At 48.5% G+C, this 25039-nt stretch carries 24 protein-coding genes, 4 tRNA genes and 5 pseudogenes; 27 read left to right on the forward strand and 6 right to left on the reverse strand.

What is annotated here, in order from left to right; all coding sequences use genetic code 11:
• The first annotated feature begins 156 nt into the window (after positions 1-156).
• Positions 157-1545: an OmpP1/FadL family transporter gene (locus FAH67_RS09785; protein WP_003679288.1), complete on the forward strand. Its 1389-nt coding sequence runs from the start codon at positions 157-159 to the stop codon at positions 1543-1545.
• Between the two features lie 313 nt (positions 1546-1858).
• On the opposite strand, the gene FAH67_RS09790 is transcribed toward FAH67_RS09785, so the two are convergent.
• A complete protein-coding gene (locus FAH67_RS09790) occupies positions 1859-3118 on the reverse strand; it encodes a LysM peptidoglycan-binding domain-containing protein (RefSeq protein WP_003678671.1) in 1260 nt (419 codons plus the stop codon).
• Between the two features lie 234 nt (positions 3119-3352).
• Here FAH67_RS09790 and def point away from each other — a divergent pair, with 234 nt between their 5' ends.
• On the forward strand, positions 3353-3856 hold the full coding sequence (def, locus tag FAH67_RS09795) for a peptide deformylase (RefSeq protein WP_003678675.1): 504 nt from the start codon (positions 3353-3355) through the stop codon (positions 3854-3856).
• Positions 3857-3991: 135 nt separating this feature from the next.
• A complete protein-coding gene (gene fmt, locus FAH67_RS09800) occupies positions 3992-4918 on the forward strand; it encodes a methionyl-tRNA formyltransferase (RefSeq protein ID WP_003678678.1) in 927 nt (308 codons plus the stop codon).
• A 99-nt stretch (positions 4919-5017) separates the two neighbouring features.
• Here the strand turns inward: fmt and FAH67_RS09805 are convergent.
• Positions 5018-5884, reverse strand: a pseudogene (locus FAH67_RS09805) (IS256 family transposase, variant Zn-binding type); the annotation flags it as partial.
• A 138-nt stretch (positions 5885-6022) separates the two neighbouring features.
• Here FAH67_RS09805 and FAH67_RS09810 point away from each other — a divergent pair.
• The 8 genes and pseudogenes from FAH67_RS09810 to FAH67_RS09840 all read left to right on the forward strand — a co-directional run.
• A complete protein-coding gene (locus FAH67_RS09810; protein WP_039863554.1) occupies positions 6023-6541 on the forward strand; it encodes an O-acetyl-ADP-ribose deacetylase in 519 nt (172 codons plus the stop codon).
• Positions 6542-6587: 46 nt separating this feature from the next.
• Positions 6588-7847 carry a 16S rRNA (cytosine(967)-C(5))-methyltransferase RsmB gene (gene rsmB, locus FAH67_RS09815; RefSeq protein ID WP_003679491.1) on the forward strand — a complete coding sequence of 420 codons (1260 nt, stop codon included), beginning with the start codon at positions 6588-6590 and terminating at the stop codon, positions 7845-7847.
• The gene (locus FAH67_RS09820) at positions 7813-8406 is read left to right on the forward strand and encodes a DUF4390 domain-containing protein (RefSeq protein ID WP_003679492.1); all 594 of its coding nucleotides are present in this window, start codon (positions 7813-7815) and stop codon (positions 8404-8406) included. Before rsmB ends, FAH67_RS09820 begins: the two co-directional genes overlap by 35 nt.
• Before the next feature lie 3 nt (positions 8407-8409).
• A complete protein-coding gene (locus tag FAH67_RS09825; RefSeq protein ID WP_115287659.1) occupies positions 8410-10536 on the forward strand; it encodes a sensor histidine kinase in 2127 nt (708 codons plus the stop codon).
• On the forward strand, positions 10523-11797 hold the full coding sequence (locus FAH67_RS09830) for a sigma-54-dependent transcriptional regulator (protein ID WP_003679494.1): 1275 nt from the start codon (positions 10523-10525) through the stop codon (positions 11795-11797). Before FAH67_RS09825 ends, FAH67_RS09830 begins: the two co-directional genes overlap by 14 nt.
• A gap of 235 nt (positions 11798-12032) precedes the next feature.
• Positions 12033-12963: pseudogene (gene dprA, locus FAH67_RS09835) on the forward strand (DNA-processing protein DprA); the annotation flags it as partial.
• 104 nt (positions 12964-13067) lie between these two features.
• Positions 13068-13223: pseudogene (locus FAH67_RS12405) on the forward strand (DprA-like winged helix domain-containing protein); the annotation flags it as partial.
• 24 nt (positions 13224-13247) lie between these two features.
• Positions 13248-13409 (forward strand): annotated as a pseudogene (locus tag FAH67_RS09840) (DUF494 family protein); the annotation flags it as partial.
• A 23-nt stretch (positions 13410-13432) separates the two neighbouring features.
• On the opposite strand, the gene FAH67_RS11915 reads toward FAH67_RS09840, so the two are convergent.
• Together FAH67_RS11915 and FAH67_RS11920 are read right to left on the reverse strand one after the other, a co-directional pair.
• The gene (locus FAH67_RS11915; RefSeq protein ID WP_112890822.1) at positions 13433-13915 is read right to left on the reverse strand and encodes a transposase; all 483 of its coding nucleotides are present in this window, start codon (positions 13913-13915) and stop codon (positions 13433-13435) included.
• A 17-nt stretch (positions 13916-13932) separates the two neighbouring features.
• Positions 13933-14196, reverse strand: a complete 264-nt coding sequence (locus tag FAH67_RS11920) for a transposase (RefSeq protein ID WP_112890679.1) — start codon at positions 14194-14196, stop codon at positions 13933-13935.
• 31 nt (positions 14197-14227) lie between these two features.
• On the opposite strand from FAH67_RS11920, the pseudogene FAH67_RS09855 reads away from it, so the two are divergent.
• Both FAH67_RS09855 and topA read left to right on the forward strand, forming a co-directional pair.
• Positions 14228-14524 (forward strand): annotated as a pseudogene (locus FAH67_RS09855) (DUF494 family protein); the annotation flags it as partial.
• 79 nt (positions 14525-14603) lie between these two features.
• A complete protein-coding gene (gene topA, locus FAH67_RS09860) occupies positions 14604-16910 on the forward strand; it encodes a type I DNA topoisomerase (RefSeq protein ID WP_003679500.1) in 2307 nt (768 codons plus the stop codon).
• Positions 16911-16981: 71 nt separating this feature from the next.
• On the opposite strand, the gene FAH67_RS09865 is transcribed toward topA, so the two are convergent.
• Positions 16982-17677, reverse strand: a complete 696-nt coding sequence (locus FAH67_RS09865; protein ID WP_003679502.1) for a hypothetical protein — start codon at positions 17675-17677, stop codon at positions 16982-16984.
• An 86-nt stretch (positions 17678-17763) separates the two neighbouring features.
• Positions 17764-18390 (reverse strand): outer membrane beta-barrel protein, encoded by a 627-nt coding sequence (locus FAH67_RS09870; protein ID WP_039863552.1) that lies wholly within the window; start codon positions 18388-18390, stop codon positions 17764-17766.
• A 208-nt stretch (positions 18391-18598) separates the two neighbouring features.
• Between FAH67_RS09870 and FAH67_RS09875 the strand changes: the two genes are divergently transcribed.
• From FAH67_RS09875 to rplL, 14 genes are all read left to right on the forward strand, one after another.
• Positions 18599-18976 carry a helix-turn-helix domain-containing protein gene (locus FAH67_RS09875; protein WP_003679508.1) on the forward strand — a complete coding sequence of 126 codons (378 nt, stop codon included), beginning with the start codon at positions 18599-18601 and terminating at the stop codon, positions 18974-18976.
• A 97-nt stretch (positions 18977-19073) separates the two neighbouring features.
• The gene (gene rsmD, locus FAH67_RS09880) at positions 19074-19646 is read left to right on the forward strand and encodes a 16S rRNA (guanine(966)-N(2))-methyltransferase RsmD (RefSeq protein ID WP_003679511.1); all 573 of its coding nucleotides are present in this window, start codon (positions 19074-19076) and stop codon (positions 19644-19646) included.
• 122 nt (positions 19647-19768) lie between these two features.
• Positions 19769-20020, forward strand: coding sequence for a YfhL family 4Fe-4S dicluster ferredoxin (locus FAH67_RS09885; RefSeq protein ID WP_003679513.1), 252 nt, complete (start codon positions 19769-19771; stop codon positions 20018-20020).
• Between the two features lie 98 nt (positions 20021-20118).
• Positions 20119-20202, forward strand: a tRNA-Tyr gene (locus FAH67_RS09890).
• A 31-nt stretch (positions 20203-20233) separates the two neighbouring features.
• Positions 20234-20307 (forward strand) — tRNA-Gly (locus tag FAH67_RS09895).
• 9 nt (positions 20308-20316) lie between these two features.
• Positions 20317-20391, forward strand: a tRNA-Thr gene (locus FAH67_RS09900).
• A 50-nt stretch (positions 20392-20441) separates the two neighbouring features.
• Positions 20442-21626, forward strand: a complete 1185-nt coding sequence (tuf, locus tag FAH67_RS09905; protein WP_002215366.1) for an elongation factor Tu — start codon at positions 20442-20444, stop codon at positions 21624-21626.
• Between the two features lie 6 nt (positions 21627-21632).
• Positions 21633-21708, forward strand: a tRNA-Trp gene (locus tag FAH67_RS09910).
• 131 nt (positions 21709-21839) lie between these two features.
• The gene (secE, locus tag FAH67_RS09915) at positions 21840-22115 is read left to right on the forward strand and encodes a preprotein translocase subunit SecE (protein ID WP_003680696.1); all 276 of its coding nucleotides are present in this window, start codon (positions 21840-21842) and stop codon (positions 22113-22115) included.
• A 2-nt stretch (positions 22116-22117) separates the two neighbouring features.
• The gene (gene nusG / locus FAH67_RS09920) at positions 22118-22651 is read left to right on the forward strand and encodes a transcription termination/antitermination protein NusG (RefSeq protein ID WP_003680697.1); all 534 of its coding nucleotides are present in this window, start codon (positions 22118-22120) and stop codon (positions 22649-22651) included.
• 104 nt (positions 22652-22755) lie between these two features.
• Positions 22756-23190 (forward strand): 50S ribosomal protein L11, encoded by a 435-nt coding sequence (gene rplK, locus FAH67_RS09925; protein ID WP_002220151.1) that lies wholly within the window; start codon positions 22756-22758, stop codon positions 23188-23190.
• Entirely contained in the window at positions 23190-23885 is a 696-nt protein-coding gene (rplA, locus tag FAH67_RS09930) for a 50S ribosomal protein L1 (RefSeq protein WP_003680698.1), read from the forward strand. Before rplK ends, rplA begins: the two co-directional genes overlap by 1 nt.
• A gap of 223 nt (positions 23886-24108) precedes the next feature.
• Complete coding sequence (rplJ, locus tag FAH67_RS09940) at positions 24109-24609, forward strand: 50S ribosomal protein L10 (protein WP_003680699.1); 501 nt, start codon at positions 24109-24111, stop codon at positions 24607-24609.
• A 58-nt stretch (positions 24610-24667) separates the two neighbouring features.
• A complete protein-coding gene (gene rplL, locus FAH67_RS09945) occupies positions 24668-25039 on the forward strand; it encodes a 50S ribosomal protein L7/L12 (protein ID WP_003677916.1) in 372 nt (123 codons plus the stop codon).

A 25039-nucleotide genomic window follows, 5' to 3' on the forward strand; every position in this document is an offset into this window, starting at 1 on the left:
GCCTGCTTTTTTGTATTTTGGGTATTTGTTATGTAAAAAACCGAAAATAATAGGCAAGAATAACGATGTAGTATAGAATTGAGTGCCTATACTAAATCAATAAGGGACGTTTCAGACGGCCTTTTTCTTTGTCCGCCACTTTTACGGTAAACCAAAATGATTCATTTCAATCTGAAAAAAACAGCATTTATCTTAAGCACAGCACTTTTATCTACCGCCGTCCACGCATCCGGCTACCACTTCGGCACACAATCGGTCAACGCGCAAAGCACGGCAAATGCCGCCGCCGCCGAAGCCGCCGACGCATCGACCATCTTCTACAACCCTGCCGGTCTGACCAAACTCGACAGCAGCCAGATTTCCGTCAACGCCAACATCGTGTTGCCCAGCATTCATTATGAGGCGGATTCCGCCACCGACTTTACCGGGCTTCCCGTCCAAGGTTCTCAAAACGGCAAAATCACCAAAACCACGGTTGCGCCCCACATCTACGGCGCATACAAAGTCAACGACGACCTGACCGTGGGCTTGGGCGTGTACGTCCCCTTCGGCTCCGCCACCGAATACGAAAAAGATTCCGTGTTGCGCCACAACATCAACAAACTCGGTCTGACCAGCATCGCCGTCGAACCTGTCGCCGCGTGGAAACTCAACGACCACCATTCCTTCGGCGCAGGCATCATCGCCCAACATACTTCCGCCGAACTGCGCAAATATGCCGACTGGGGTATCCCGCAAAAAGCAGCAATGCTGAAATCCAATCCCGCCGGTGCCGCCGCCATTCAGGCCGACGGACACGCCGATGTCAAAGGCAGCGATTGGGGCTTCGGCTACCAACTGGCGTGGATGTGGGGCATCAACGACCGCGCGCGCGTGGGCGTGAACTACCGTTCCAAAGTTTCACACACGCTCAAAGGCGATGCCGAATGGGCGGCAGACGACGCAATGGCGAAACAACTGTGGAATAGCAATATGCTCGCACCGCTCGGCTACACGCCAAGCGAAAAAGCCCGCGTCAAAATCGTTACGCCGGAGTCTTTGTCCGTACACGGTATGTACAAAGTGTCTGATAAAACCGACCTGTTCGGCGACGTAACTTGGACGCGCCACAGCCGCTTCAATAAGGCGGAGCTGGTTTTTGAAAAAGAAAAAAGTATTGCTAATGGCAAAAAATCCGACCGCACCACCATCACGCCCAACTGGCGCAACACCTACAAAGTCGGCTTGGGCGGTTCTTATCAAATCAGCGAACCGCTGCAACTGCGCGCCGGTATCGCTTTTGACAAATCGCCCGTCCGCAACGCCGACTACCGCATGAACAGCCTGCCCGACGGCAACCGCATCTGGTTCTCCGTCGGCGCCAAATATCAATTGGGTAAAAACCATGTTATCGATGCGGCGTACAGCCATATCCACATCAATGACACGGTTTACCGCACCGGCAAAGCCAGCGGCAACGACGTAGACAGTCGCGGTGCATCTTCTGCCCGCTTCAAAAACAAAGCGGACATCTTAGGCTTGCAATACACTTACAAATTCAAATAATCGGATTTGAGTTGTGGATAAAAAGGCCGTCTGAAATCTTCAGACGGCCTTTTTGATTGGCAGGAACAGATGGAACAATCAACAGTCAATAAATAGCGTGTCGGGCTTTACATATTTCTGATTGGAATGGCAGAACGGAAAAACGATAGAAAAGGGGATAGCTGATTATCGGCTTGAGAAATAAGATGTTGTTTGCGCTTTAAACAACGTGTTACAGATTTTATTTATTCTGATGGGCAGCAATCAAAAGGCCGTCTGAAAAACAGGTTTTCAGACGGCCTTTATTTGCCTGATGGCGGCTAAGAAAGCCCAATCAGTTGCGGACTTCCAGTTCGATTTCTCTTCCCTGTTCGTCTTCAGCCGGTTTGTCCATGGTTTTTTCATCGGCCATATTGTCCAAATCGCGGCCGGGTTCGGAAGCGGTATCGCCGATGGAAACGCTGTTCAGGCTTTCCAAAATAATGGCGGAGGCCAGATGGTCGGATGTGCGGTACACCATTGCCAAACCGATTTCTTCCGCCGGAATGGAAACCAATTCAACCGTATCTTTGTCTTTCGGCTTGCGAATCAGGTTGTTGGACAGACGGACTTGGCGGCCGCGTTTGTAGAGGCTGACCACAGTGCCTTTGTCCAAGCCGTCGAGTTCGCCTTTATCCAAAGTAATGGTTTGGAACTGGCCGGCTTTATCCACGCCGTCGAAAATGGAAACGACTTTGGCCTGAATCGGACGGGCAGGGGCGTGAGGCATAACATTGAAGCTGCCGAGGCCTTCGGGCAGTTTTAGCAGATAGTCGTCTTTGTGGATTTCGGAAACGGCTTCTTCGATAACCAAAGGTTGCGCGGACCGGGTACGCAGCTTCATGACTTTGTTGACTTGGGTGTAATACTCGTTGCTTTTGAGTTTTTCGTCAGAAGCGCGGGTGCGGTTTTCCAAGGCGGAGTCGGTATAAGGCAGCGTGTTGGCGATGCCGCTGAACACGACTTCTTGGCCGAGGAATTTGCCGGTTTTCGGGTCGGTAATATTTTTATTGACGCGGTAGGTCAGGTAGCGGCCGGGTTCGGTCAGGCCGTATGCGTACACGCGGTTGCCTTGGGTGTAGAGGACGCGGTTGTCGGGACCGGCAATCAGGCGCGGCGCGTTGGCGGTTTCTTTCCGAGCGATAATCTGCGGATGTTTCATGAACATGCGGTAGAGGTTGACGTTGACGGTCGGAATGCCGTAGCCGGAAGTTTCGCGTACGCGCGGATGCAGTTTAATCACGGGAATGCCGTCTGAACGGGTTTGGGCATGTTCAAAACCCAGTCGCGGCTGGCCGTTGACGTAGCGTAAAACCAACACCTGACCCGGATAGATCAGGTGCGGATTGCGGATGGTGTTGCGGTTGGCGCCCCAAAGGCGGTTCCATTGCCATGGGCTGTACAGATATTTGCCGGAAATACCCCACAAGGTATCGCCGTTTTTAACGACGTAGCGTTGCGGCGCATTGGGGCGGATTTTTAAAGAAGCTGCCTGAGTGTGGGCAGAAATAGCCATGCCTGCCATGCAAAGCAGGGTTATAATACGTTGTTGCATAACCGTTCCCCTTGAAATCGATTCGGTTTGTCTTCAGATGATAAACAGAGAAGGCTGGAGTTTGCGAAACTGCCGCCCATTCATCAATACGATAACGAACGGCCTCCGTCGCGCTATCTTAACATTTTTCGGCGTTATTTTAGCATTGAATGTTGCTGTCATGACAGGAAATTGTGGCGGCGGAAACCAAATCTGTATGAAAATCACACATCAGTTTTATAAAACGAGAATATTATGGCTTTACTGAACATCCTTCAATACCCTGACGAGCGTTTGCACACGGTCGCCAAACCTGTTGAAAAAATCGACGAGCGCATCCAGACATTGGTTGCCGATATGTTTGAAACCATGTACGAAGCACGCGGTATCGGCTTGGCGGCCACTCAGGTCGATGTACACGAGCGCATTGTCGTGATGGATTTGACCGAAGACCGCAGCGAGCCGCGCGTGTTCATCAATCCCGTCATTGTCGAAAAAGACGGCGAGACGACTTATGAAGAAGGCTGTCTGTCCGTGCCGGGCATTTACGATACCGTGACCCGTGCCGAGCGCGTCAAAGTTGAAGCCTTGAACGAAAAAGGCGAGAAATTCACGCTGGAAGCAGATGGCTTGCTGGCAATCTGCGTGCAGCACGAATTGGACCACCTGATGGGCATCGTGTTTGTCGAACACCTGTCGCAGCTGAAACAAGGCCGCATTAAAACCAAACTGAAAAAACGTCAGAAACACACCATCTGACCTACGCATCGCTTAAAGGCCGTCTGGAAAGACAAAACAGAAAGCAGACTTCGGTTTTCAATCTTTCAGACGGCCTTTTCAGCTGAAACAGTTTGCCCAACGCGCCCATTCAAACCATTTCCACAAGGACACAACATGAAAGTTATCTTTGCCGGTACGCCCGATTTTGCCGCCGCCGCCTTGAAAGCCATCGCCGCCGCAGGTTTTGAAATTCCGCTGGTGTTGACCCAGCCCGACCGCCCCAAAGGCCGCGGCATGCAGTTGACCGCATCGCCGGTCAAACAGGCTGCCTTGGAATTGGGTTTGACCGTGGCGCAGCCGGAAAAGTTGCGCAATAACGCCGAAGCCCTGCAAATGCTCAGAGATACGGGCGCGGATGTGATGGTGGTAGCCGCGTATGGTTTGATTTTGCCGCAGGATGTGTTGGATACGCCCAAACACGGCTGCCTCAATATCCACGCCTCGTTGTTGCCCCGTTGGCGCGGCGCGGCACCGATTCAACGTGCGATTGAAGCCGACGATGCCGAAACCGGCGTGTGCATCATGCAGATGGACATCGGTTTGGACACCGGCGATGTGGTCAGCGAACACCGCTACGCCATCCAACCTACGGATACCGCCAACGAAGTGCATGACGCGCTGATGGGTTTGGGTGCGGAAGCGATTGTTGCCGACTTGCAGCGTCTGCAGGCTGAAGGCCGTCTGAATGCGGTCAAGCAGCCAGAAGAGGGCGTGACTTATGCGCAAAAATTAAGCAAAGAAGAAGCGCGTATCGATTGGAACGAAAGCGCGGACATTATCGAACGCAAAATCCGCGCCTTCAATCCCGTACCTGCTGCGTGGGTCGAGTATCAAGGTAAACCGATGAAAATCTGGCGCGCCGAAGTGGTGGCCAAACAGGGTAAGGCAGGCGAGGTGTTGTCCTGCACTTCAGACGGCCTGCTGGTGGCGTGCGGTGAACACGCGCTGAACATCACCGAATTGCAGCCTTCCGGCAGCAAACGCATGAGCATACAGGCATTTGCGGCAGGTCGGACGATTGAAGTCGGAACGGTTTTGTAACAGGCTGGAAGTCAACGTAGAGGAAAGAAAAGGCGTAAGTAACAAAATGGAGGCTATTTCGGAGAACATTCTCCCTAAGTAACAAAATGGAGGCTGAGCCTAAGATTTAATTGAGAAATAATCCTTAATAAACCTAATCTTATTCTCCCTACTCATGCCGTGATGACACGCTAAAAGTCGTTTCATGTCCGAGAATGTGCCGTCAAGCAGATTGGTCGTATTCGGGATGTTTAAATCAGGATATTGCTCAAACACAAACAGATAATCCAAATTGCGTTTTAGGCTGAAATACGCACTCCTGATATTCTTATGTGTGTAATGCGATTTGCCTGTTTCGGTGTTAAAGGTGCGTTCGTTCAGATAGCTTTGATACTGCTCAAACCACGTTTGCAGATCGTGTTCAAAGTCGGATTGCTTACTGTTTTTCAACGTCAATGCCAATCGCCAAAGTGCTTTGCCTGCTTCTGTTTTGGGATTGAGCGTTAAATAGCGACTGACGGTTTTAACCTGATGAAATTGACAGAGCTGTACGGGAATATCAGGAAACATCTGTACCAAACCGTGTCGCCCATCACAAACAATGCTTTGTATTTCAATGCCTTTGGCTTTCAGGCTGCCTATTGCTGTGAAATATTGTTCGTTGGTTTCGTATTTGACTTTGCTGACGGATAGTGCTTTGCCGCTGATGCTGTCTATCAAAACCATGACGCCGAAACTGCGTCCGAAGTAAGTGGTGTCCATGATGACGTTGGCTGCTGCGGGAGAAATGAAATGCACCTTAATTTGAACTTTTTTGAGATGCCTCAGAATAGTCTGCCGACTGCATCCGTAAGTTTTGGCAAGCTGTGCGGCGGTCTGTTTGCCTTCGCTGTATGCCTGCCATATTTCCTGCGGATTAAGCCGTCTGCCGCCATCAAACTGTCTGCCGCAAGCATGGCATTTGTAGCGTTGTTTGCCGTTTCGGCAGCCGTTCCTTTTGACTTGTTTTGAGTCGCAAAAAGGGCATTTTTTGTATTCAAAGCCTTTGACCTCTTTTAAAGCCTTATAGGATAAGGCTTGCGGGGATTTTTAGCCTCCATTTTGTTACTTACGTCAAAGAAAACAATGGCTGTTTTTGACGTGGTCGAGGGCGATATTACCCGATTGGCAATCGATGCGATTGTCAATGCCGCCAATTCATCGCTGTTGGGCGGTGGCGGCGTAGACGGTGCAATACACCGCGCCGCAGGCAAAGAGCTGCTGGAGGAGTGCCGTACTCTGGGCGGTTGCCGCACAGGCGAAGCCAAAATAACCAAAGGCTATCGTTTGCCTGCACGTTTTGTCATCCACACGGTCGGGCCGGTATGGTTTGGCGGAAAACAAAATGAAGAGGCCAAATTGGCACAATCCTACGCCAATTCCTTGCTGCTTGCCCAGAAACACAATCTCCACAGCATCGCCTTTCCGTGCATCAGCACCGGTGTGTACCGCTTTCCGGCCGAAGCCGCCGCACGTATTGCTTTGGAGAGTTTGAAACAAACCCTGCCGCAATGTCCGGCAGTGGAAAAAATCATCTTTTGCTGTTTTTCCAAAACAGATGCCGAATATTATCGGGCATTGCTGGCAGCCGAACAGGCCGTCTGAAATCCTCCGAACACTTGAAATCAAATATGAATCAGAAAGCAAAAATATGAGTATGTCCCTCGCTCAAAAACTGGCCGCCGACAGCGTTGCCGCGGTTGCCGAAGGGCGCAATCTTCAGGATGTTTTGGCGGAAATCCGCGCGGCGCATCCGCAGCTGACGGCGCAGGAAAACGGCGCGTTGCAGGATATTGCTTACGGTTGCCAACGTTATTTGGGCAGTTTGAAGCACATGCTTGGTCAAATGCTGAAGAAGCCGATTGACAATCCGCAGCTCGAAAGCCTGCTTTTGGCGGCGATGTACCAACTGCATTACACGCGCAATGCGCCTCATGCCGTGGTCAATGAAGCGGTGGAAAGCATTGCCAAAATCGGCCGCGGGCAGTTCCGCTCGTTTGCCAACGCGATTTTGCGCCGCTTTTTGCGTGAACGCGACAAACTCGCGGCTTCCTGCAAAAAAGACGATGTGGCGAAACACAATTTGCCGGTGTGGTGGGTGGCTTACTTGAGAAACCATTATCCAAAACATTGGCACAACATCACCACCGCGCTGCAATCGCATCCGCCGATGACTTTGCGCGTCAACCGCCGACACGGCAATGCCGAAAGCTATTTGGAAAAACTGGCTGCGGAAGGTATCCCGGCCAGGGCGTTGGACGAATACGCCGTGATGTTGGAAGAAGCCATGCCGGTAAGCCGTCTGCCCGGTTTTTCAGACGGCCTGGTGTCGGTGCAGGATTTTGGTGCACAACGTGCTGCCTATTTGTTGAACCCGAAAGACGGCGAACGTATTCTCGATGCCTGCGCGGCGCCGGGCGGTAAGACGGGCCATATCTTGGAACTGGCAGATTGTCATGTTACCGCTTTGGATATAGACGAAGGCCGTCTGAACAGGGTGAAGAGCAATCTTGACCGTTTAGGCTTTCAAAAGGCCTCTTTGGCTTGTGCCGATGCGCAGGATTTGACAGCGTGGTATGATGGCAAGGCCTTTGACGCTGTCTTGGCCGATGTGCCGTGTACCGCTTCGGGCGTGGCGCGCCGCAATCCCGACGTCAAATGGCTGCGCCGACCGACCGATGCCGTCAAAACCGCACGCCAACAGGAAGCATTATTAGACGCGCTGTGGCAGACCCTGACGAAAAACGGCAGGATGTTGCTGGCTACCTGCTCGGTGTTCGTCGAAGAAAACGACGGTCAGTTGCAAAAATTCCTTAACCGCCATGCCGATGCCGAGTTGATCGAATCGCATGTGCTTTTACCGAACAAACATCAAGATGGCTTTTATTACGCGCTTATTAAAAAGCAGTAAAACGCTGATTGTACCGCTCTTGCTTGCCGTGTCGTTGAATGCGGCGGGCGAGGGCATCAGTGCGACCCGTGCCGAGGCAAAGCTGACCCATGCCGGACAGCTTTCCGTCAGCAGCCGTTTCCGCACCGATCTGCCCGACCAGCTTAAAGAAGCACTCAAACAGGGCGTCCCCCTACATTTCAATTTGAGTTGGCAGCTGTCAGCGCCGTCCATGTCGTCTTATAAATTCAAGTTCGACCAGCTGCTCAACAACGACAGCACGATTCAATACAAATTGTCCTTCCATCCGCTGACCAACCGCTATCGCGTTACCGTCGGTACGTTTTCTACCGAGTACGACACGCTTGAGACTGCCTTGCGTGCAGTGGGCGCGGTCGCGAATTGGAAGGTTTTGTCCAAGGGTGCGCTGAGTGATGTGGCCGCCAAAGACACGAAGGCTGAAATCCGCCTGCTGCTGACAACTGTCAAGCTGCCAAAACCGTTCCAAATCAATGCTCTGACGTCTAAAAACTGGCATTTGGATTCCGGTTGGAAGTCCTTGTCGGTCGTGCAGGAGTAAACCATGCGCCGCTTTCTTCTGATTGCCGCCGTATTCGCCGTTGTTTTGTTGTACGGTCTGACTGTTGCAACAGGCAGCAGCAACGTATTGTCCGATTATTTTTGGTGGATTGTTGCTTTGTGCGGCTTACTGTTGCTGGTGTTGGCAGCGGTGTTGGTGCGCTATGTCGTGCTTTTGGTGCGCGACAACAGCAAAAGCGTGTTCGGTTCGCAGATTGCGCGTCGGCTGTCGGGGATGTTTACCTTGGTTGCCGTATTGCCTGGCGTGTTTTTGTTTGGTATTTCCGCCCAGTTTATTAACGGTACGATTAATTCTTGGTTTGGTAACGATACCCATGAGGCTCTAGAGCGCAGCTTAAACTTGAGCAAATCCGCGCTGAACTTGGCGGTGGACAACGCTGTCAGCAATGCCACGCCGGTGCAAATCGACTTAATCAGCGCCGCTTCGCTGGACGGCAATTTGGGGCAAACGCTGACCCAATCCGCGCTTACTGCCGACTTTGCCCAGCTGGCGCTTTATAACGCAACCACCCATAAAGCCGAGAAAAGCATCAATCCCCTGAAACTAAATCAACCCGAGCTTAACAAAGAAGGATGGGAGCAGCTGGAGCAGACCGGCTCGGTGCGCAGCTTGGAAAACATCGGCGGCGTGTTGTATGCTCAAGGTTGGATGCTGATCGGTACGCATAAAAATCAGGATTATGCGTTGTTTTTCCGGCAGCCGATTCCGAAAGATGTTGCCCAAGACGCGACGCTGATTGAAGCGGCCCGCGCCAAATACGCCGAGCTGAGTTATACCAAAAAAGGCCTGCAAACCTTTTTCCTGTCCACGCTGTTGGTTGCGACATTGTTGGCCATCTTTTTGGCGTTGGTGATGGCTTTGTATTTTGCCCGCCGTTTTGTGGCGCCGATATTGTCGTTGGCAGAGGGCGCACGGGCGGTGGCTCAAGGCGACTTCAGCCAGACCCGGCCGGTATTCCGCAATGACGAGTTCGGCCGTTTGACCCAGTTGTTCAACCACATGACCGAGCAATTGGCGATTGCCAAAGAGGCAGACGAGCGCAACCGTTTGCGCGAAGAAGCCGCCCGCCATTATTTGGAATGCGTGTTGGAAAGTTTGACCACAGGCGTGATTACTTTGGATGCCAATGGCCGTCTGAAAACCTTTAACAAGGCCACCGAACAGATTTTGGGCGTTTCGCTGGTGTCTTTGTGGGGTAGCAACTGGCATCAATGGCACGGCAAATCGCCGCAGCAAACCCTGTTGGCCGATGTGTTTGCCGCCATTAATGAAACCGCCGACAGCAACAAACCCGTCCAAGTCGAATATGCCGCGCCCGATGATGCCCGAATCTTGTTAGGCAAGGCTACCATCCTGCCGGAAGACAACGATAACGGCGTGGTGATGGTGATTGATGACATTACCGTCTTGATGCGGGCGCAAAAAGAGGCCGCATGGGGCGAAGTGGCGAAACGTTTGGCGCACGAAATCCGTAATCCGCTCACGCCTATCCAGCTTTCCGCCGAGAGATTGGCATGGAAATTGCATGATAAACTTGATGAACAAGACGCCCAAATCCTCAGCCGTTCAACCGATACCATCGTCAAGCAGGTTGCCGCGCTGAAAGAAATGGTCGAAGCATTCCGCAACTATGCGCGTGCGCCGTCGCTGAATTTAGAAAAACAAGATTTAAACGGTTTGGTGTCGGAAGTATTGGTATTATATGAGGCTGGCGCGTGTAAATTTAATGCACGGCTCAGCGCCGACGCCTTGCCGATTGTTGCCGATACGACGGCGATGCGCCAAGTGTTGCATAACCTATTTAAGAATGCTGCAGAAGCGGCAGAGTCGGACGAAGCGCCGCAAGTAAACGTCGAAACAGGGCGCGAAGGCGGACAGGTTTTCCTGACCGTCTGCAACAACGGTAAAAGTTTCAGCAAAGAAATGCTGCACAATGCTTTTGAGCCGTACGTTACCGACAAACCGACAGGAACGGGACTTGGTTTGCCCGTTGTGAAAAAAATTATCGAGGAGCATGGCGGCCGTATCAGCCTGAGCAATCAGAACAGCGGCGGCGCGTGCGTCAAAATAGCTTTACCGGAAATGGCAGAAACTTATGCGAAGCAGTGATATTTTGATTGTAGATGATGAAGTAGGCATCCGCGACCTGCTCTCCGAAATCCTTCAAGATGAAGGCTATACCGTCACTTTGGCCGAAAATGCCGAAGAAGCGCGCCAATTGCGTTATCAAACGCGTCCGGCCATGGTATTGCTGGATATTTGGATGCCCGATTGCGACGGCATCACTTTGTTGAAAGAGTGGGCGAAAAACGGCCAACTCAATATGCCTGTGGTGATGATGAGCGGCCATGCCAGCATTGACACTGCGGTTGAAGCCACCAAAATCGGCGCGCTTGATTTTCTGGAAAAACCGATTGCCCTGCAAAAACTTTTGTCCGCAGTAGAACGCGCCTTAAAACATGGCGAAGTTCAGACGGCCTCCGGCATGACTTTGGACAAACTGGGCAACAGTTCCGTTATTCAAGAAATGAACGGCAGCATTGAAGCGGCCGCCAAACACAACCGCCCGCTGTTGTTGGCCGGTGAGGCAGGCTCGCCGTTTGAGATTGTCGCACGCTATCTGCACAAAAGCGGTACGCCTTGGGTGGCAACCGACCGTGTCGAACACATTGTCGATACGCCGATGGAGCTGTTGCAAAAGGCATCAGGCGGCATTTTGTATGTCGGCGATATTGCCCGTTACAGCAAAAACATCCAAAACGGCATTGCTTTCTTGCTGGAAAAAGCCGACCGCTACAATGTCCGTGTGATTGCTTCATGCGGTTTTAAACGCGGTGAGGGCGCCGATGACGTCGTTGCCGGCCGACTGGCAGAGCTGTTGAAAGAGCGCATCAATGTTCCTTCTTTGCGCAGCCAGCCGGACGACATCGTCTTTTTAATCAACCGCATCATGACCGATTTGGTCGAAAGTCAAAAAATCCAGCCGGTAAAATTCAGCGACAGCGCGTTGGTGGTTTTGCGCCAATACGATTGGCCGGGCAATTACGACCAGCTTGCCGAAACGGTGAAAAACATCATGTTGGAATCTGACGGCAAAGAAGTGAATGAGCAGGCCGTTGCCGTGGCTTTGGGTCAGAAGGAAAATGCGACGGCGACAGAAATCATCGGCGGCTTCAATTTCAATATGCCTTTGCGCGAATTGAGGGAAGAAGTCGAGCGCCGCTACTTTGAGTACCATATCGCCCAAGAAGGCCAAAATATGAGCCGCGTGGCGCAAAAGGTTGGTTTGGAGCGTACACACCTTTACCGCAAACTCAAACAACTCGGTATCAGCGTATCGCGTCGCAGCGCTGACAAATCCGAAGAATAAGCGCAATATCGGTTTAAACACCAAAGAGGCCGTCTGAAAGCCATCAGGTTTTTCAGACGGCATCATCATTTGACGGTTTGCTTAGACAAGCAATACTTTATAAAAATAATGATATGGCTCAGCATTGTTATTTTGCCTTTTAAGCCCGACAAAAGTTTTTTAACAATAAAATATTCAGACGGCCTTTATTTACTTCAGGCCGTCTGAACAACCATTACGAAAAGGGAACAGATTGATGACGGAAAACGAGCGTTTTGCTTGGTTGCAACTGGCATTTACGCCTTATATCGGCGCAGAAAGTTTTTTGGTGCTGTTGCAGCAATTCGGTAATGCACAAGCTGCCTTGAATGCGCCGGCAGATAGAATTGCCGCGTTGGTGCGCCATAAACAGGCAGCCGAGTCGTGGCGCAATGCAGATAAACGGGCTTTGGCGCAGCAGTCTGCCGAAGCCGCTTTACAATGGGAAATGCAGGACGGTTGCCGTTTGTTGCTGCTGCAAGATGATGATTTCCCCGAAATGCTGACACAAGGCATTACCGCGCCGCCGGTCTTGTTTTTACGCGGCAATGCAGAGCTGCTGCACACACCTTCTGCCGCGATTGTCGGCAGCCGCCATGCCACGCCGCAGGCAATGCGGATTGCCAAAGATTTCGGCAGGGCGTTGGGTGAAAAGGGCATTCCCGTCGTATCGGGTATGGCTTCGGGTATCGATACCGCTGCACATCAAGGTGCATTGCAGGCAGATGGCGGTACCATTGCCGTCTGGGGAACCGGTATAGACCGCATTTATCCGCCATCCAATAAAAACCTTGCTTATGAAATTGCCGAAAGAGGATTGATTGTCAGCGAGTTTCCTTTGGATACGCGGCCTTTTGCGGGCAACTTTCCGCGCCGCAACCGTTTGATTGCCGCATTATCGCAGCTGACATTGGTGGTCGAGGCGGCATTGGAATCCGGCTCATTGATTACCGCCAAGCTGGCGGCGGAGATGGGACGCGAAGTGATGGCGGTACCCGGTTCGATAGACAATCCGCACAGCAAAGGCTGCCACAAGCTGATTAAAGACGGGGCAAAACTGGTGGAATGTTTGGACGATATTCTCCATGAGTGTCCGCAGCTATTGCAAAATACGCCTGTTCCATCATATTCTATAAATAAGACGGTCAAACCGAAAAACAATCAAACCGAACGTCTGCAACCAAAAACAAGAGCGGATGAACCGCAAAGGCCGTCTGAAAACCTACCTGCCGCCCCATCAACAAGCGCTTTATTGGAAGCAATGGGTTACGACCCGATACACCCCGATATTTTGGCGCAACAAACCAATACGGCAGCGGCAGACGTGTACGCACAGCTTTTGGAATACGAACTTGACGGTATCGTCGCCGCCTTGCCGGGCGGCCGTTATCAGCGTGTCAAAGCATAAATTATCTATATTTAAGGAACCAGCATGACCGAAGTCATTGCCTATTTAATCGAACACTTCCAAGATTTCGACAATTGTCCGCCTCCGGAGGATTTGGGTCGCCTCTTGGAAGATGCGGGTTTTGATGCTACGGAAATCGGCAATACATTGATGATGATGGAAGTCTTGTTCAATACGTCCGAATTCTATGAACCTGTATTCACAAACAACTATTTGATAAATTTTAATATTTGTGAAATATACCCTAGTTTGACAAAATTTTCAGCAGATAAATTCGTCTGCTCAAAATCTTTTGCCAAACGTTGAGACCAACCCAACCATGCAAACGTTCGTTCTACAATCCAACGTTTGGGCAGAATATGCCAAGAAATATCTTGAATTTTCTTTGAAATCTCAACAGTTAAACCCAATTGCTCCGATACTTCGCGCTCAAATGTATTCCGATAACCTGCGTCTGCACAGAAACCTTTTAAACCCGGATAGGTCTCAAACGCTTTTTTTGCTACAAAAATACCTGCTTTTGTGTCATGGATATTGGCTGCATGAACCACAACAGACAATAGGTTACCCAACGTATCAACAGCTATATGTCGCTTACGGCCTTTGATTTTTTTACCTCCGTCAAAACCTTTATCATGTGCGCCGGAAGCTGTTTTGACACTTTGCGAATCAATAATGGCATAAGTCGGCATCGCTTGTTTTTGATGGATTAAACGTTTTTTTGAACCAATGCCGAAAGAATCCTATCCCATAAGCCTGATTGGTTGGCTCTGCGATAGAAACTCCATACGGTTGGATAAGGTGGAAAATCATTGGGCAGCATACGCCATTGGCAACCTGTTTTGGTAATGTACAAAACGGCATTCACTAATTCACGTTTATCCCATTTGTAGTGGCGTAGCCGGTTAAAATGCGGCTCAATCGCTTGCCATTGGGCATCTGTTAAGTCTGTTGGGTAGGATTTTCCAGTCATAAAGATATTTTATTATTTTTGTGAATACAGGTTCTATGCCGAGCCGTTTAACAGCGACTCCCTGCGCGTATTCTGCCGTGAAGAAGCTGAAAACCTGCCGCAGGAAGTCATGGGCTTGATGCAATATTTGGTTACCGAACACGCAATTACTTATGAGCAACGCGAAATCGTCATTCATGCCCTGATGCACATCCCATCGGACGAAATCACCCTCGATACCGCCAAAGTGTTGGTATTGCTGGTGTTGTGGATGCACAAAAGCGAGTTGCCTGTCCTGATAGGCGACGACTTGATGAGTGCGTTGACCGGACAAAACGTGATGCACTAAACCTTTTTTCAGACGGCCTGAACAAAATGACAAAAGGCCGTCTGAAACATAAATCCAATACATCCAAAAGAGAACAACAATGGCGAAAAACCTATTAATCGTCGAATCCCCGTCCAAAGCCAAAACCCTGAAAAAATATTTGGGCGGCGATTTTGAAATCCTCGCGTCCTACGGACACGTCCGCGACCTCGTCCCCAAAAGCGGCGCGGTCGATCCCGGCAACGGCTTTGCGATGAAATACCAACTCATCAGCCGCAACGCCAAACACGTCGATGCCATCGTCGCCGGCGCCAAAGAAGCCGAAAACATCTACCTCGCAACCGACCCGGATAGGGAAGGCGAAGCCATTTCCTGGCATCTTTTGGAAATCCTCAAATCCAAACGCGGCTTGAAAAACATCAAGCCGCAGCGTGTCGTGTTCCACGAAATCACCAAAAACGCCGTGCTCGATGCGGTTGCCCATCCGCGCGAAATCGAAATGGATTTGGTCGATGCGCAACAAGCCCGTCGCGCTTTGGACTATTTGGTCGGTTTCAACCTCTCGCCATTGTTGTGGAAAAAAATCCGCCGCGGTTTGAGCGCAGGCCGTGTACAAAGCCCTGCTTTGCGCCTGATTTGTGAGCGCGAAAACGAAATCCGCGCGTTTGAAGCGCAGGAATATTGGACGGTACATCTCGACAGCCATAAAGGCCGCAGCAAGTTCACCGCCAAACTCGCCCAATACAACGGCGCGAAACTCGAACAATTCGACCTGCCGGACGAAGCCGCGCAAGCCGATGTATTGAAAGAACTCGAAGGCAAAGAGGCAGTCGTTACCGCCATCGAAAAGAAAAAGCGCAGCCGCAACCCCGCCGCGCCGTTCACCACTTCTACCATGCAGCAGGATGCCGTGCGCAAACTCGGCTTTACCACCGACCGCACCATGCGTACCGCCCAGCAGCTTTATGAAGGTATAGACGTAGGGCAGGGCGCCATTGGTCTGATTACCTATATGCGTACCGACAGCGTGAATTTGGCCGATGAAGCGTTAACCGAAATCCGCCATTACATCGAAAACAAAATCGGCAAAGAATATCTGCCAAGTTCGGCTAAACAGTACAAAACCAAATCCAAAAACGCCCAAGAAGCCCACGAAGCGATCCGCCCGACTTCCGTGTACCGCACGCCCGAAAGCGTCAAACCCTTCCTGAGCGCCGACCAGTTCAAACTCTATCAAATGATTTGGCAGCGTACCGTCGCCTGTCAGATGACGCCTGCCAAATTCGACCAAACCACCGTCGATATTACCGTCGGCAAAGGCGTCTTCCGCGTAACCGGACAAGTGCAGACTTTCGCAGGCTTCTTGAGCGTTTATGAAGAAAGCAGCGATGACGAAGAGAGCGAAGACAGCAAAAAACTGCCTGAAATGAGCGAAGGCGACAAATTACCCGTGGACAAACTTTACGGCGAACAACACTTCACCACTCCGCCGCCGCGCTACAACGAAGCCACACTGGTTAAAGCCCTCGAAGAATACGGTATTGGCCGCCCTTCCACCTACGCCAGTATTATTTCCACACTCAAAGACCGTGAATACGTTACCCTTGAGCAAAAACGCTTTATGCCTACCGACACAGGTGACATCGTCAATAAATTCTTGACCGAACATTTCGCCCAATACGTCGACTACCACTTCACAGCCAAACTTGAAGACCAGCTTGACGAAATTGCCAACGGCAAACGCCAATGGATTCCTGTGATGGACAAATTCTGGAAACCGTTCATCAAGCAAGTGGAAGAAAAAGAGGGCATCGAACGTGCCAAATTTACCACGCAGGAACTCGACGAAACCTGCCCCAAATGCGGCGAACACAAACTGCAAATCAAGTTCGGCAAAATGGGTCGTTTCGTCGCCTGCGCCGGCTATCCTGAGTGCAGTTACACGCGTAACGTCAATGAAACTGCTGAAGAAGCCGCCGAGCGCATCGCCAAAGCCGAAGCCGAACAGGCGGAACTTGACGGGCGCGAATGTCCCAAATGCGGCGGACAGCTGGTGTACAAATACAGCCGCACCGGCAGTAAATTCATCGGCTGTGCCAATTACCCCAAATGCAAACACGTTGAACCGTTGGAAAAACCGAAAGACACCGGCGTCCAATGCCCGCAATGCAAAAAAGGCAACCTCGTCGAGCGCAAATCCCGCTACGGCAAACTGTTTTACAGTTGCAGTACCTATCCCGACTGCAACTACGCCACCTGGAACCCGCCCGTCGCCGAAGAATGCCCGAACTGCCATTGGCCGGTTTTAACTATCAAAACCACCAAACGCTGGGGTGTGGAAAAAGTCTGTCCGCAAAAAGAATGTGGCTGGAAAGAACAAATCGAACCGCCTGCACCGAAAGAGTGAAGCGGTTGGGATTGAGATGAAAGAAAATGCCGTCTGAAAGGGGTTTTAGACGGCATTTTCTTTCGGGAAAATTAGAATTTAAATTGGAAAGTTCCAATATCTGTTTCAACAACAGCTTCTATTGGCGAGCAGGTAGTTTTCCATATGCTTGAGTGCCCAAACCTCAAAAAGACAGGGTCTATGGTGCTTAAAATTCTAGATAGCACGCCGAATCTATGTTCTTTTATTATGATGCAGTTTCCTCTGTTGATAGTCATATTTTGCAGGAGGATGCCATCATATTTTGATTGAATTTCAATATATTTTCCTCCGTTCGTTGTTTCCCAAGTTTTCACGGCAATAGGGACTTTTTTGACGGGTTTGTTTTTGATACTCCGCAAACGTGCATTCTCTTTTTCTATTGCTTTTTCCTTTTCCTGTTGAATTTTTTCTTCTTTATTTTTCTTAATTTCAATCAAATTAGCTTCAAGAGAGCAGGAAATTGCCGTATCTCCTACCCATTTTTTGGGTATAAATTTTTCTAGGGTCGAAGGATACTCTAAGTCCCATTTTATGCTCGAATTAAACGGACATCGTAAATTTCTTTCGGATACATATCGTTGTTTTGTATTTAAACATTGCTGCGATATGTTAAGTCCGCTTTTTAGTGTATAGTATTTTTCAAGTTGTCCACAGGCGGAGATAACGTCTTGGCTTTGCGTAGTATAATGTACGCAACCGGCTAACAAAACAGCAGACACAGAAATAGGCAGTATTGCATTCTTCATATAAAACCTTTTAATACAGAATATAGCAGAGAAGGGGCAAAATGCCCCTTTGAAGTATCGGTTAAATAAGGTTGTGCGGTAAAAAATCAGTCAAACGAATATTTCAAGCCCAAGCCGAAAGTTGCACCGCGTACCTTCCCAATTTTCTCTTCATGGGTTTCTGCAACACCACCATGATGCGAACACGAACCTTTTCCTTGACTTGGACTGTTCCAGCCATCTCGACAGGTCGAGCCACCGCTGAGTTCCCACCCAAATTTATAGCCTGCGTTTGCTGCAACTGTAAGTTTGGAATTGGCTTTGATACCTGCTTCAAGGCCAAAAGGAAAGGTAATATGGGATACGCTGTCAGATACGGCATTTGCTTTAACTGTTGTGTATGCGAAGCCTATTCCTGCTTTTCCGCTTAAATAAGCAGATTTTCCTTCAATAATTGGATATTTGTAACCGCCCTCCAGTTCGGTCATTTTGATTTTGCCGTTGACCATGCTTTCAGTAACTTTACCTGTGCTGTATTGGGTGCGGACATACCATCCTTTAGCAGGAGATGAATCAGAGTTGCCCAAGTATTCCAAGCTGATGCCACGTAAATCCGCCTTGGAATTGACTTCTGGGGCTTTTGCGTTCCAACCGGTGTAGTCTATGCTTAAATTGGCTGAATAAGAAGTTAATGCGGTCAAGCTTAAAATTGCAAGCAAGATAAATTTTTTCATGTTTACCTCATAATAATTTATTGGAATGCTCATCCCTTTCTAGGGATGAGCGTGTAATCTGCAACAACATTGCAAGACGATGTACATGCGTGTATACATATGTAATGTTTTGCAAGTTAATGTTATTCAAAAAGAGAGTTGCCTGCCAGTCAGCTAAAGTTTAAAATCTATCTCAATAATTCAACCACCTATACAGAAAGTTCAGTCCATGGAAACCCACGAAAAAATCCGCCTGATGCGCGAATTGAACAAATGGTCGCAGGAGGATATGGCGGAAAAGCTGGCGATGTCGGCAGGCGGGTATGCCAAAATCGAACGGGGCGAAACGCAGTTGAATATCCCGCGTTTGGAGCAGTTGGCGCAGATTTTCAAAATCGATATGTGGGATTTGCTCAAATCTGGCGGCGGCGGGATGGTGTTGCAGATTAATGAAGGAGATAGTGGTGGCGATATTGCGTTGTATGCGTCGGGTGATGTTTCGATGAAAATAGAATTTTTAAAAATGGAATTGAAACACTGCAAAGAAATGTTGGAACAAAAAGACAAAGAAATCGAGCTGCTCCGCAAGCTGACCGAAACCGTTTAAACAGATTAAACAGATATGCCGTCTGAAAAAAGTTTTCAGACGGCATATTCTTTGACAGGTCTTGTATAATACCGTTTGAACTTTCAGGTTTTTGATTATGGCGGCAGGCAAACATACCAAACACAGCAACCAGGTACGCATTATCGGCGGGCAATGTCGGGGCAGGAAATTGAGTTTCGCATCCGCCGACGGACTGCGCCCAACCCCCGACAGCGTGCGTGAAAAACTGTTTAATTGGCTGGGCCAGGATTTAACCGGCAAAACAGTATTGGATTTATTCAGCGGCAGTGGTGCTTTGGGAATGGAGGCTGTTTCTCGTAATGCGGCAAAAGTGGTAATGGTCGATAACTACCGCCAAACTGTTCAAACGCTTCAGAAAAATATCCGTGAATTAAGTTTGAAACAGGCGGAAATCGTGTGTTCAGACGGCATGGCTTATCTGACAAGGCCGTCTGAAAAATTTGATGTTGTGTTTCTTGATCCGCCGTTTGCATGGGAAGATTGGCAAAATCTGTTTATCCGATTGCAAAGCCACTTGAAAAATGGGGCAATGGTCTATATTGAAGCAGGGAAGCTGCCTGAAAAACCGGATTGGCTGGAAATTTATCGGGAAGGAAAGGCGGGAATGAGTAGGTTTGAATTGTTGCTCTATTCGCAAGTCGCTGAATAGTATAGAATTTGAGAATCATTCCCAAGGTGTAAAACATTCTTTCAAACGGATTGTTCCGACATCATTTGTGCTATAATCCGCGCCCAATCGGTTTTGATAATTTAAGAAAAAAGGAAATAGAAATGTCGCTCTTTATTACAGATGAGTGCATTAACTGCGATGTGTGCGAGCCGGAATGCCCTAATGATGCCATTTCGCAAGGTGAAGAAATTTACGAAATCAATCCAAATTTGTGTACACAATGTGTAGGCCATTACGATGAGCCTCAGTGCCAACAGGTATGCCCTGTCGACTGTATCTTGATCGATGAAGAACATCCTGAAACGCACGAAGAACTGATGGCTAAGTACGAAAAAATCATTCAGTTTAAATAAATAGTGTTTAAAAGCAAAAACTTGGATATTTTTAAAGAAATAAATGAAAAAAAATCTTGACGGAAATCTGAGTTACCAATAAACTAGCGTTCTCTTTTGGAGGGATTCCCGAGCGGTCAAAGGGGGCAGACTGTAAATCTGTTGCGCAAGCTTCGAAGGTTCGAATCCTTCTCCCTCCACCAAAAATTCTTACTTGGAGCAAAAAGTGAGTATGCGGGTGTAGCTCAATGGTAGAGCAGAAGCCTTCCAAGCTTACGGTGAGGGTTCGATTCCCTTCACCCGCTCCAAACTATTTTGCCCATGTAGCTCAGGGGTAGAGCACTCCCTTGGTAAGGGAGAGGTCGGCAGTTCAAATCTGCCCATGGGCACCATCTCATTATTACCCTTTATTTTCAAAAAGCTTAGATTATAGGATATTGCCATGGCTAAGGAAAAATTTGAACGTAGCAAACCGCACGTAAACGTTGGCACCATCGGTCACGTTGACCATGGTAAAACCACTCTGACTGCTGCTTTGACTACTATTTTGGCTAAAAAATTCGGTGGCGCTGCAAAAGCTTACGACCAAATCGACAACGCTCCTGAAGAAAAAGCTCGTGGTATTACCATTAATACCTCACACGTAGAATACGAAACTGAAACCCGTCACTACGCACACGTAGACTGCCCGGGCCACGCCGACTACGTTAAAAACATGATTACCGGTGCTGCCCAAATGGACGGCGCGATCTTGGTATGTTCCGCAGCTGACGGTCCTATGCCGCAAACCCGCGAACACATCCTGTTGGCTCGCCAAGTAGGTGTACCTTACATCATCGTATTCATGAACAAATGCGACATGGTAGACGATGCCGAGCTGTTGGAACTGGTTGAAATGGAAATTCGTGACTTGTTGTCAAGCTACGACTTCCCAGGCGACGACTGCCCAATCGTACAAGGTTCTGCACTGAAAGCTTTGGAAGGTGATGCTGCTTACGAAGAAAAAATCTTCGAATTGGCTGCTGCCTTGGACAGCTACATCCCAACACCTGAGCGTGCTGTGGACAAACCTTTCTTGTTGCCTATCGAAGACGTATTCTCTATCTCTGGTCGTGGTACAGTAGTAACCGGTCGCGTAGAGCGCGGTATCATCCACGTTGGTGACGAGATCGAAATCGTAGGTCTGAAAGAAACTCAAAAAACCACTTGTACCGGCGTTGAAATGTTCCGCAAACTGCTGGACGAAGGTCAAGCAGGTGACAACGTAGGCGTATTGCTGCGTGGTACTAAACGTGAAGACGTAGAGCGTGGTCAAGTATTGGCTAAACCAGGTACCATCACTCCTCACACCAAATTCAAAGCAGAAGTATACGTACTGAGCAAAGAAGAGGGTGGTCGTCACACTCCATTTTTCGCTAACTACCGTCCACAATTCTACTTCCGTACTACCGACGTAACTGGTGCAGTTACTTTGGAAGAAGGCGTAGAAATGGTAATGCCAGGTGAGAACGTAACCATTACTGTAGAACTGATTGCGCCAATCGCTATGGAAGAAGGTCTGCGCTTTGCGATTCGCGAAGGTGGCCGTACCGTAGGTGCGGGCGTGGTTTCTTCTGTAATCGCTTAAGTTTAGAGGCCAATAGCTCAATTGGTAGAGTATCGGTCTCCAAAACCGAGGGTTGGGGGTTCGAGACCCTCTTGGCCTGCCAAATAAAAAATTAACCGGCCTTGTGCCGGTTAATTTTTTTGTACTTAAGTTTTAAGATTATTTGGAATTAATTAATGGATCAATGCCACTATCTAAAATGAAGGCGGGTGGGGTGTTGATAAGTGAGTAAAGATGACAGAACATCCGTCTGGACGCAAAGAAGACCATCAGAAAAAGGAAGTTGTGGTAAGTAATAAGCCAGCTCCTGAAAAGAAAGAAGGTCTGTTTGCATATTTTAAGAGCTCTTGGACTGAGTTCAAGAAGGTAGTTTGGCCGAGTCGTGATGAAGCGGTCAAAATGACTGTATTTGTGATTATCTTCGTTGCAGTTTTAGCAGCCTTCATTTATGCGGCAGATACAATTATTTCATGGTTGTTTTTTGATGTTTTATTAAATAGGAAAGGGTAAAGATGTCAAAGCGTTGGTATGTGGTACAGGCCTATTCCGGTTTCGAGAAAAATGTTCAAAAAACATTGAAAGAGCGCATTGCTCGTGAAAACATGGAAGAATATTTTGGTCAGATTCTCGTTCCTGTAGAGGAAGTGGTAGATATCAAGAATGGCCGAAAAACCATCAGTGAGCGTAAATTCTATCCAGGCTATGTGTTGGTTGAAATGGAAATGACTGATGATTCATGGCACTTAGTTAAGAGTACCCCTCGAGTGAATGGTTTTGTAGGTGGTAGCGGAAATCGTCCAATCCCAATTTCTCAAAAAGATGCAGATGCTATTTTGCAACAAGCCAAAACAGGTGTTGAGAAGCCAAAACCAAAAGTTGAATTTGAGGTTGGTCAGCAGGTTCGTGTGAATGAAGGTCCATTTGCTGATTTCAATGGAATTGTTGATGAAGTTAACTACGAGCGTAATAGACTGCGTGTTTCAGTTCAGATTTTTGGTCGTGAAACACCGGTTGAATTAGAGTTCGGTCAGGTTGAAAAGATTTAAGTGGTTTAATTCGCTTGAAATTTTTTTTTTAAGCGAATATAATCGCAAATTCTGTTTGGGAAGCGGAATGGTTCCGCGTTATACCCGTTTTTAGGAGTCCTTAAGTGGCAAAGAAAATTATCGGCTACATCAAACTGCAAATTCCTGCAGGTAAAGCCAATCCATCTCCCCCAGTTGGTCCTGCTTTGGGTCAACGTGGTTTGAACATCATGGAATTCTGTAAAGCATTTAATGCTGCAACCCAAGGTATGGAACCTGGTTTGCCAATTCCAGTCGTGATCACTGCATTTGCAGATAAATCATTCACTTTTGTGATGAAAACTCCACCAGCTTCTATTTTGTTGAAAAAAGCTGCTGGTCTGCAAAAAGGTAGTTCTAATCCTCTGACTAACAAAGTGGGTAAATTGACTCGCGCTCAGTTGGAAGAAATTGCTAAAACTAAAGAGCCTGATTTGACTGCTGCTGACTTGGATGCAGCTGTCCGTACTATCGCCGGCTCTGCTCGCTCAATGGGCTTGGACGTGGAGGGTGTTGTATAATGGCTAAAGTATCTAAACGCTTGAAAGCTCTGCGCTCTTCTGTTGAAGCTAACAAACTGTACGCAATCGATGAAGCAATTGCTTTGGTTAAAAAAGCTGCTACTGCTAAATTTGACGAGTCTGTTGACGTATCTTTCAATCTAGGTGTTGATCCTCGTAAATCTGACCAAGTTATTCGTGGTTCAGTCGTTCTGCCTAAAGGTACCGGTAAAACAACTCGCGTAGCTGTATTTACTCAAGGTGCAAATGCAGATGCTGCTAAAGAAGCTGGTGCAGATATTGTCGGTTTTGAAGATTTGGCCGCTGAAATCAAAGCTGGTAACCTGAACTTTGACGTTGTTATTGCTTCTCCTGATGCAATGCGTATCGTTGGTCAATTGGGTACCATCTTGGGTCCTCGTGGTTTGATGCCAAACCCTAAAGTAGGTACTGTTACTCCTAACGTTGCTGAAGCAGTTAAAAATGCAAAAGCAGGTCAAGTACAATACCGTACAGATAAAGCCGGTATCGTTCATGCAACTATCGGTCGTGCTTCTTTCGCTGAAGCTGACTTGAAAGAAAACTTCAATGCGTTGCTGGATGCTATCGTTAAAGCCAAACCTGCTGCTGCTAAAGGTCAGTACCTGAAAAAAGTTGCTGTATCTAGCACTATGGGTTTGGGTGTTCGCGTTGATACTACAAGCGTGAACAACTAAGAAATTTTCAGGTGATCCAGTTTTCTGGATTACCTGAATTTGGGCTACTTAAAATTAAGTAGATGTCCAAGACCGTAGGGATCGTAAGATTTAATCGTAACTGCCCTACGCAGACGGTAGTCCTGAAACACATTGCAAGATTGCTTGTAAGATGTCTTTTTAGGTTACCGCGCTGGTGGGATATCATTTCGGTATCCTGTTTATAAACAGTGGGAGGTAGACCTTGAGTCTCAATATTGAAACCAAGAAAGTGGCCGTAGAGGAAATTAGCGCAGCAATTGCTAACGCTCAAACTCTCGTAGTCGCTGAATATCGCGGTATCAGTGTTTCCAGCATGACTGAGCTTCGTGCGAATGCACGTAAAGAAGGCGTTTACTTGCGCGTTCTGAAAAATACTCTGGCTCGTCGCGCAGTAGAGGGTACTTCATTCGCAGGTTTGGCCGATCAAATGGTTGGTCCATTGGTTTACGCTGCTTCTGAAGATGCTGTTGCTGCTGCTAAAGTGCTGCACCAATTCGCGAAAAAAGATGACAAAATTATCGTTAAAGCCGGTTCTTACAATGGCGAAGTGATGAATCCTGCTCAGGTTGCTGAGTTGGCTTCTATTCCAAGCCGCGAAGAGCTGTTGTCCAAACTGTTGTTCGTTATGCAAGCTCCTGTATCAGGCTTTGCACGTGGTTTGGCTGCTTTGGCAGAGAAAAAAGCTGGCGAAGAAGCCGCTTAATCGATTTTGTTTCATTTAATCAATTATTTTTTAATACAATATTTGGAGTATAAATAGCATGGCTATTACTAAAGAAGACATTTTGGAAGCCGTTGGTTCTTTGACCGTAATGGAATTGAACGACCTGGTTAAAGCTTTTGAAGAAAAATTTGGCGTTTCTGCTGCTGCAGTTGCAGTTGCAGGCCCTGCAGGTGCTGGTGCAGCTGCTGCTGAAGAAAAAACTGAATTCGACGTAGTATTGGCTTCTGCCGGTGATCAAAAAGTTGGCGTGATTAAAGTTGTCCGCGCTATCACTGGCCTGGGTCTGAAAGAAGCTAAAGATATCGTTGACGGTGCACCTAAAACTCTGAAAGAAGGTGTTTCTAAAGCTGAAGCTGAAGACATTCAAAAACAATTGGAAGAAGCCGGCGCTAAAGTCGAAATCAAATAA

The organism is Neisseria flavescens, from assembly GCF_005221285.1.
GTDB lineage: Bacteria > Pseudomonadota > Gammaproteobacteria > Burkholderiales > Neisseriaceae > Neisseria > Neisseria flavescens.

Excerpts from the sequence above, each read along its gene's own strand:
- FAH67_RS11920 (WP_112890679.1), bottom strand. The coding sequence starts at position 14,196 with ATGACTGGAAAATCCTACCCAACAGACTTAACAGATGCCCAATGGCAA.
- FAH67_RS09785 (WP_003679288.1), top strand. The coding sequence starts at position 157 with ATGATTCATTTCAATCTGAAAAAAACAGCATTTATCTTAAGCACAGCA.
- nusG (WP_003680697.1), top strand. The coding sequence starts at position 22,118 with ATGTCAAAGCGTTGGTATGTGGTACAGGCCTATTCCGGTTTCGAGAAA.
- FAH67_RS09830 (WP_003679494.1), top strand. The coding sequence starts at position 10,523 with ATGCGAAGCAGTGATATTTTGATTGTAGATGATGAAGTAGGCATCCGC.
- FAH67_RS09790 (WP_003678671.1), bottom strand. The coding sequence starts at position 3,118 with ATGCAACAACGTATTATAACCCTGCTTTGCATGGCAGGCATGGCTATT.
- rplA (WP_003680698.1), top strand. The coding sequence starts at position 23,190 with ATGGCTAAAGTATCTAAACGCTTGAAAGCTCTGCGCTCTTCTGTTGAA.
- FAH67_RS09810 (WP_039863554.1), top strand. The coding sequence starts at position 6,023 with ATGGCTGTTTTTGACGTGGTCGAGGGCGATATTACCCGATTGGCAATC.
- rplL (WP_003677916.1), top strand. The coding sequence starts at position 24,668 with ATGGCTATTACTAAAGAAGACATTTTGGAAGCCGTTGGTTCTTTGACC.
- FAH67_RS09875 (WP_003679508.1), top strand. The coding sequence starts at position 18,599 with ATGGAAACCCACGAAAAAATCCGCCTGATGCGCGAATTGAACAAATGG.
- secE (WP_003680696.1), top strand. The coding sequence starts at position 21,840 with ATGACAGAACATCCGTCTGGACGCAAAGAAGACCATCAGAAAAAGGAA.
- def (WP_003678675.1), top strand. The coding sequence starts at position 3,353 with ATGGCTTTACTGAACATCCTTCAATACCCTGACGAGCGTTTGCACACG.
- rsmD (WP_003679511.1), top strand. The coding sequence starts at position 19,074 with ATGGCGGCAGGCAAACATACCAAACACAGCAACCAGGTACGCATTATC.
- topA (WP_003679500.1), top strand. The coding sequence starts at position 14,604 with ATGGCGAAAAACCTATTAATCGTCGAATCCCCGTCCAAAGCCAAAACC.
- fmt (WP_003678678.1), top strand. The coding sequence starts at position 3,992 with ATGAAAGTTATCTTTGCCGGTACGCCCGATTTTGCCGCCGCCGCCTTG.
- rsmB (WP_003679491.1), top strand. The coding sequence starts at position 6,588 with ATGAGTATGTCCCTCGCTCAAAAACTGGCCGCCGACAGCGTTGCCGCG.
- FAH67_RS11915 (WP_112890822.1), bottom strand. The coding sequence starts at position 13,915 with ATGCCGACTTATGCCATTATTGATTCGCAAAGTGTCAAAACAGCTTCC.
- FAH67_RS09870 (WP_039863552.1), bottom strand. The coding sequence starts at position 18,390 with ATGAAAAAATTTATCTTGCTTGCAATTTTAAGCTTGACCGCATTAACT.
- FAH67_RS09820 (WP_003679492.1), top strand. The coding sequence starts at position 7,813 with ATGGCTTTTATTACGCGCTTATTAAAAAGCAGTAAAACGCTGATTGTA.
- FAH67_RS09865 (WP_003679502.1), bottom strand. The coding sequence starts at position 17,677 with ATGAAGAATGCAATACTGCCTATTTCTGTGTCTGCTGTTTTGTTAGCC.
- FAH67_RS09825 (WP_115287659.1), top strand. The coding sequence starts at position 8,410 with ATGCGCCGCTTTCTTCTGATTGCCGCCGTATTCGCCGTTGTTTTGTTG.
- tuf (WP_002215366.1), top strand. The coding sequence starts at position 20,442 with ATGGCTAAGGAAAAATTTGAACGTAGCAAACCGCACGTAAACGTTGGC.
- FAH67_RS09885 (WP_003679513.1), top strand. The coding sequence starts at position 19,769 with ATGTCGCTCTTTATTACAGATGAGTGCATTAACTGCGATGTGTGCGAG.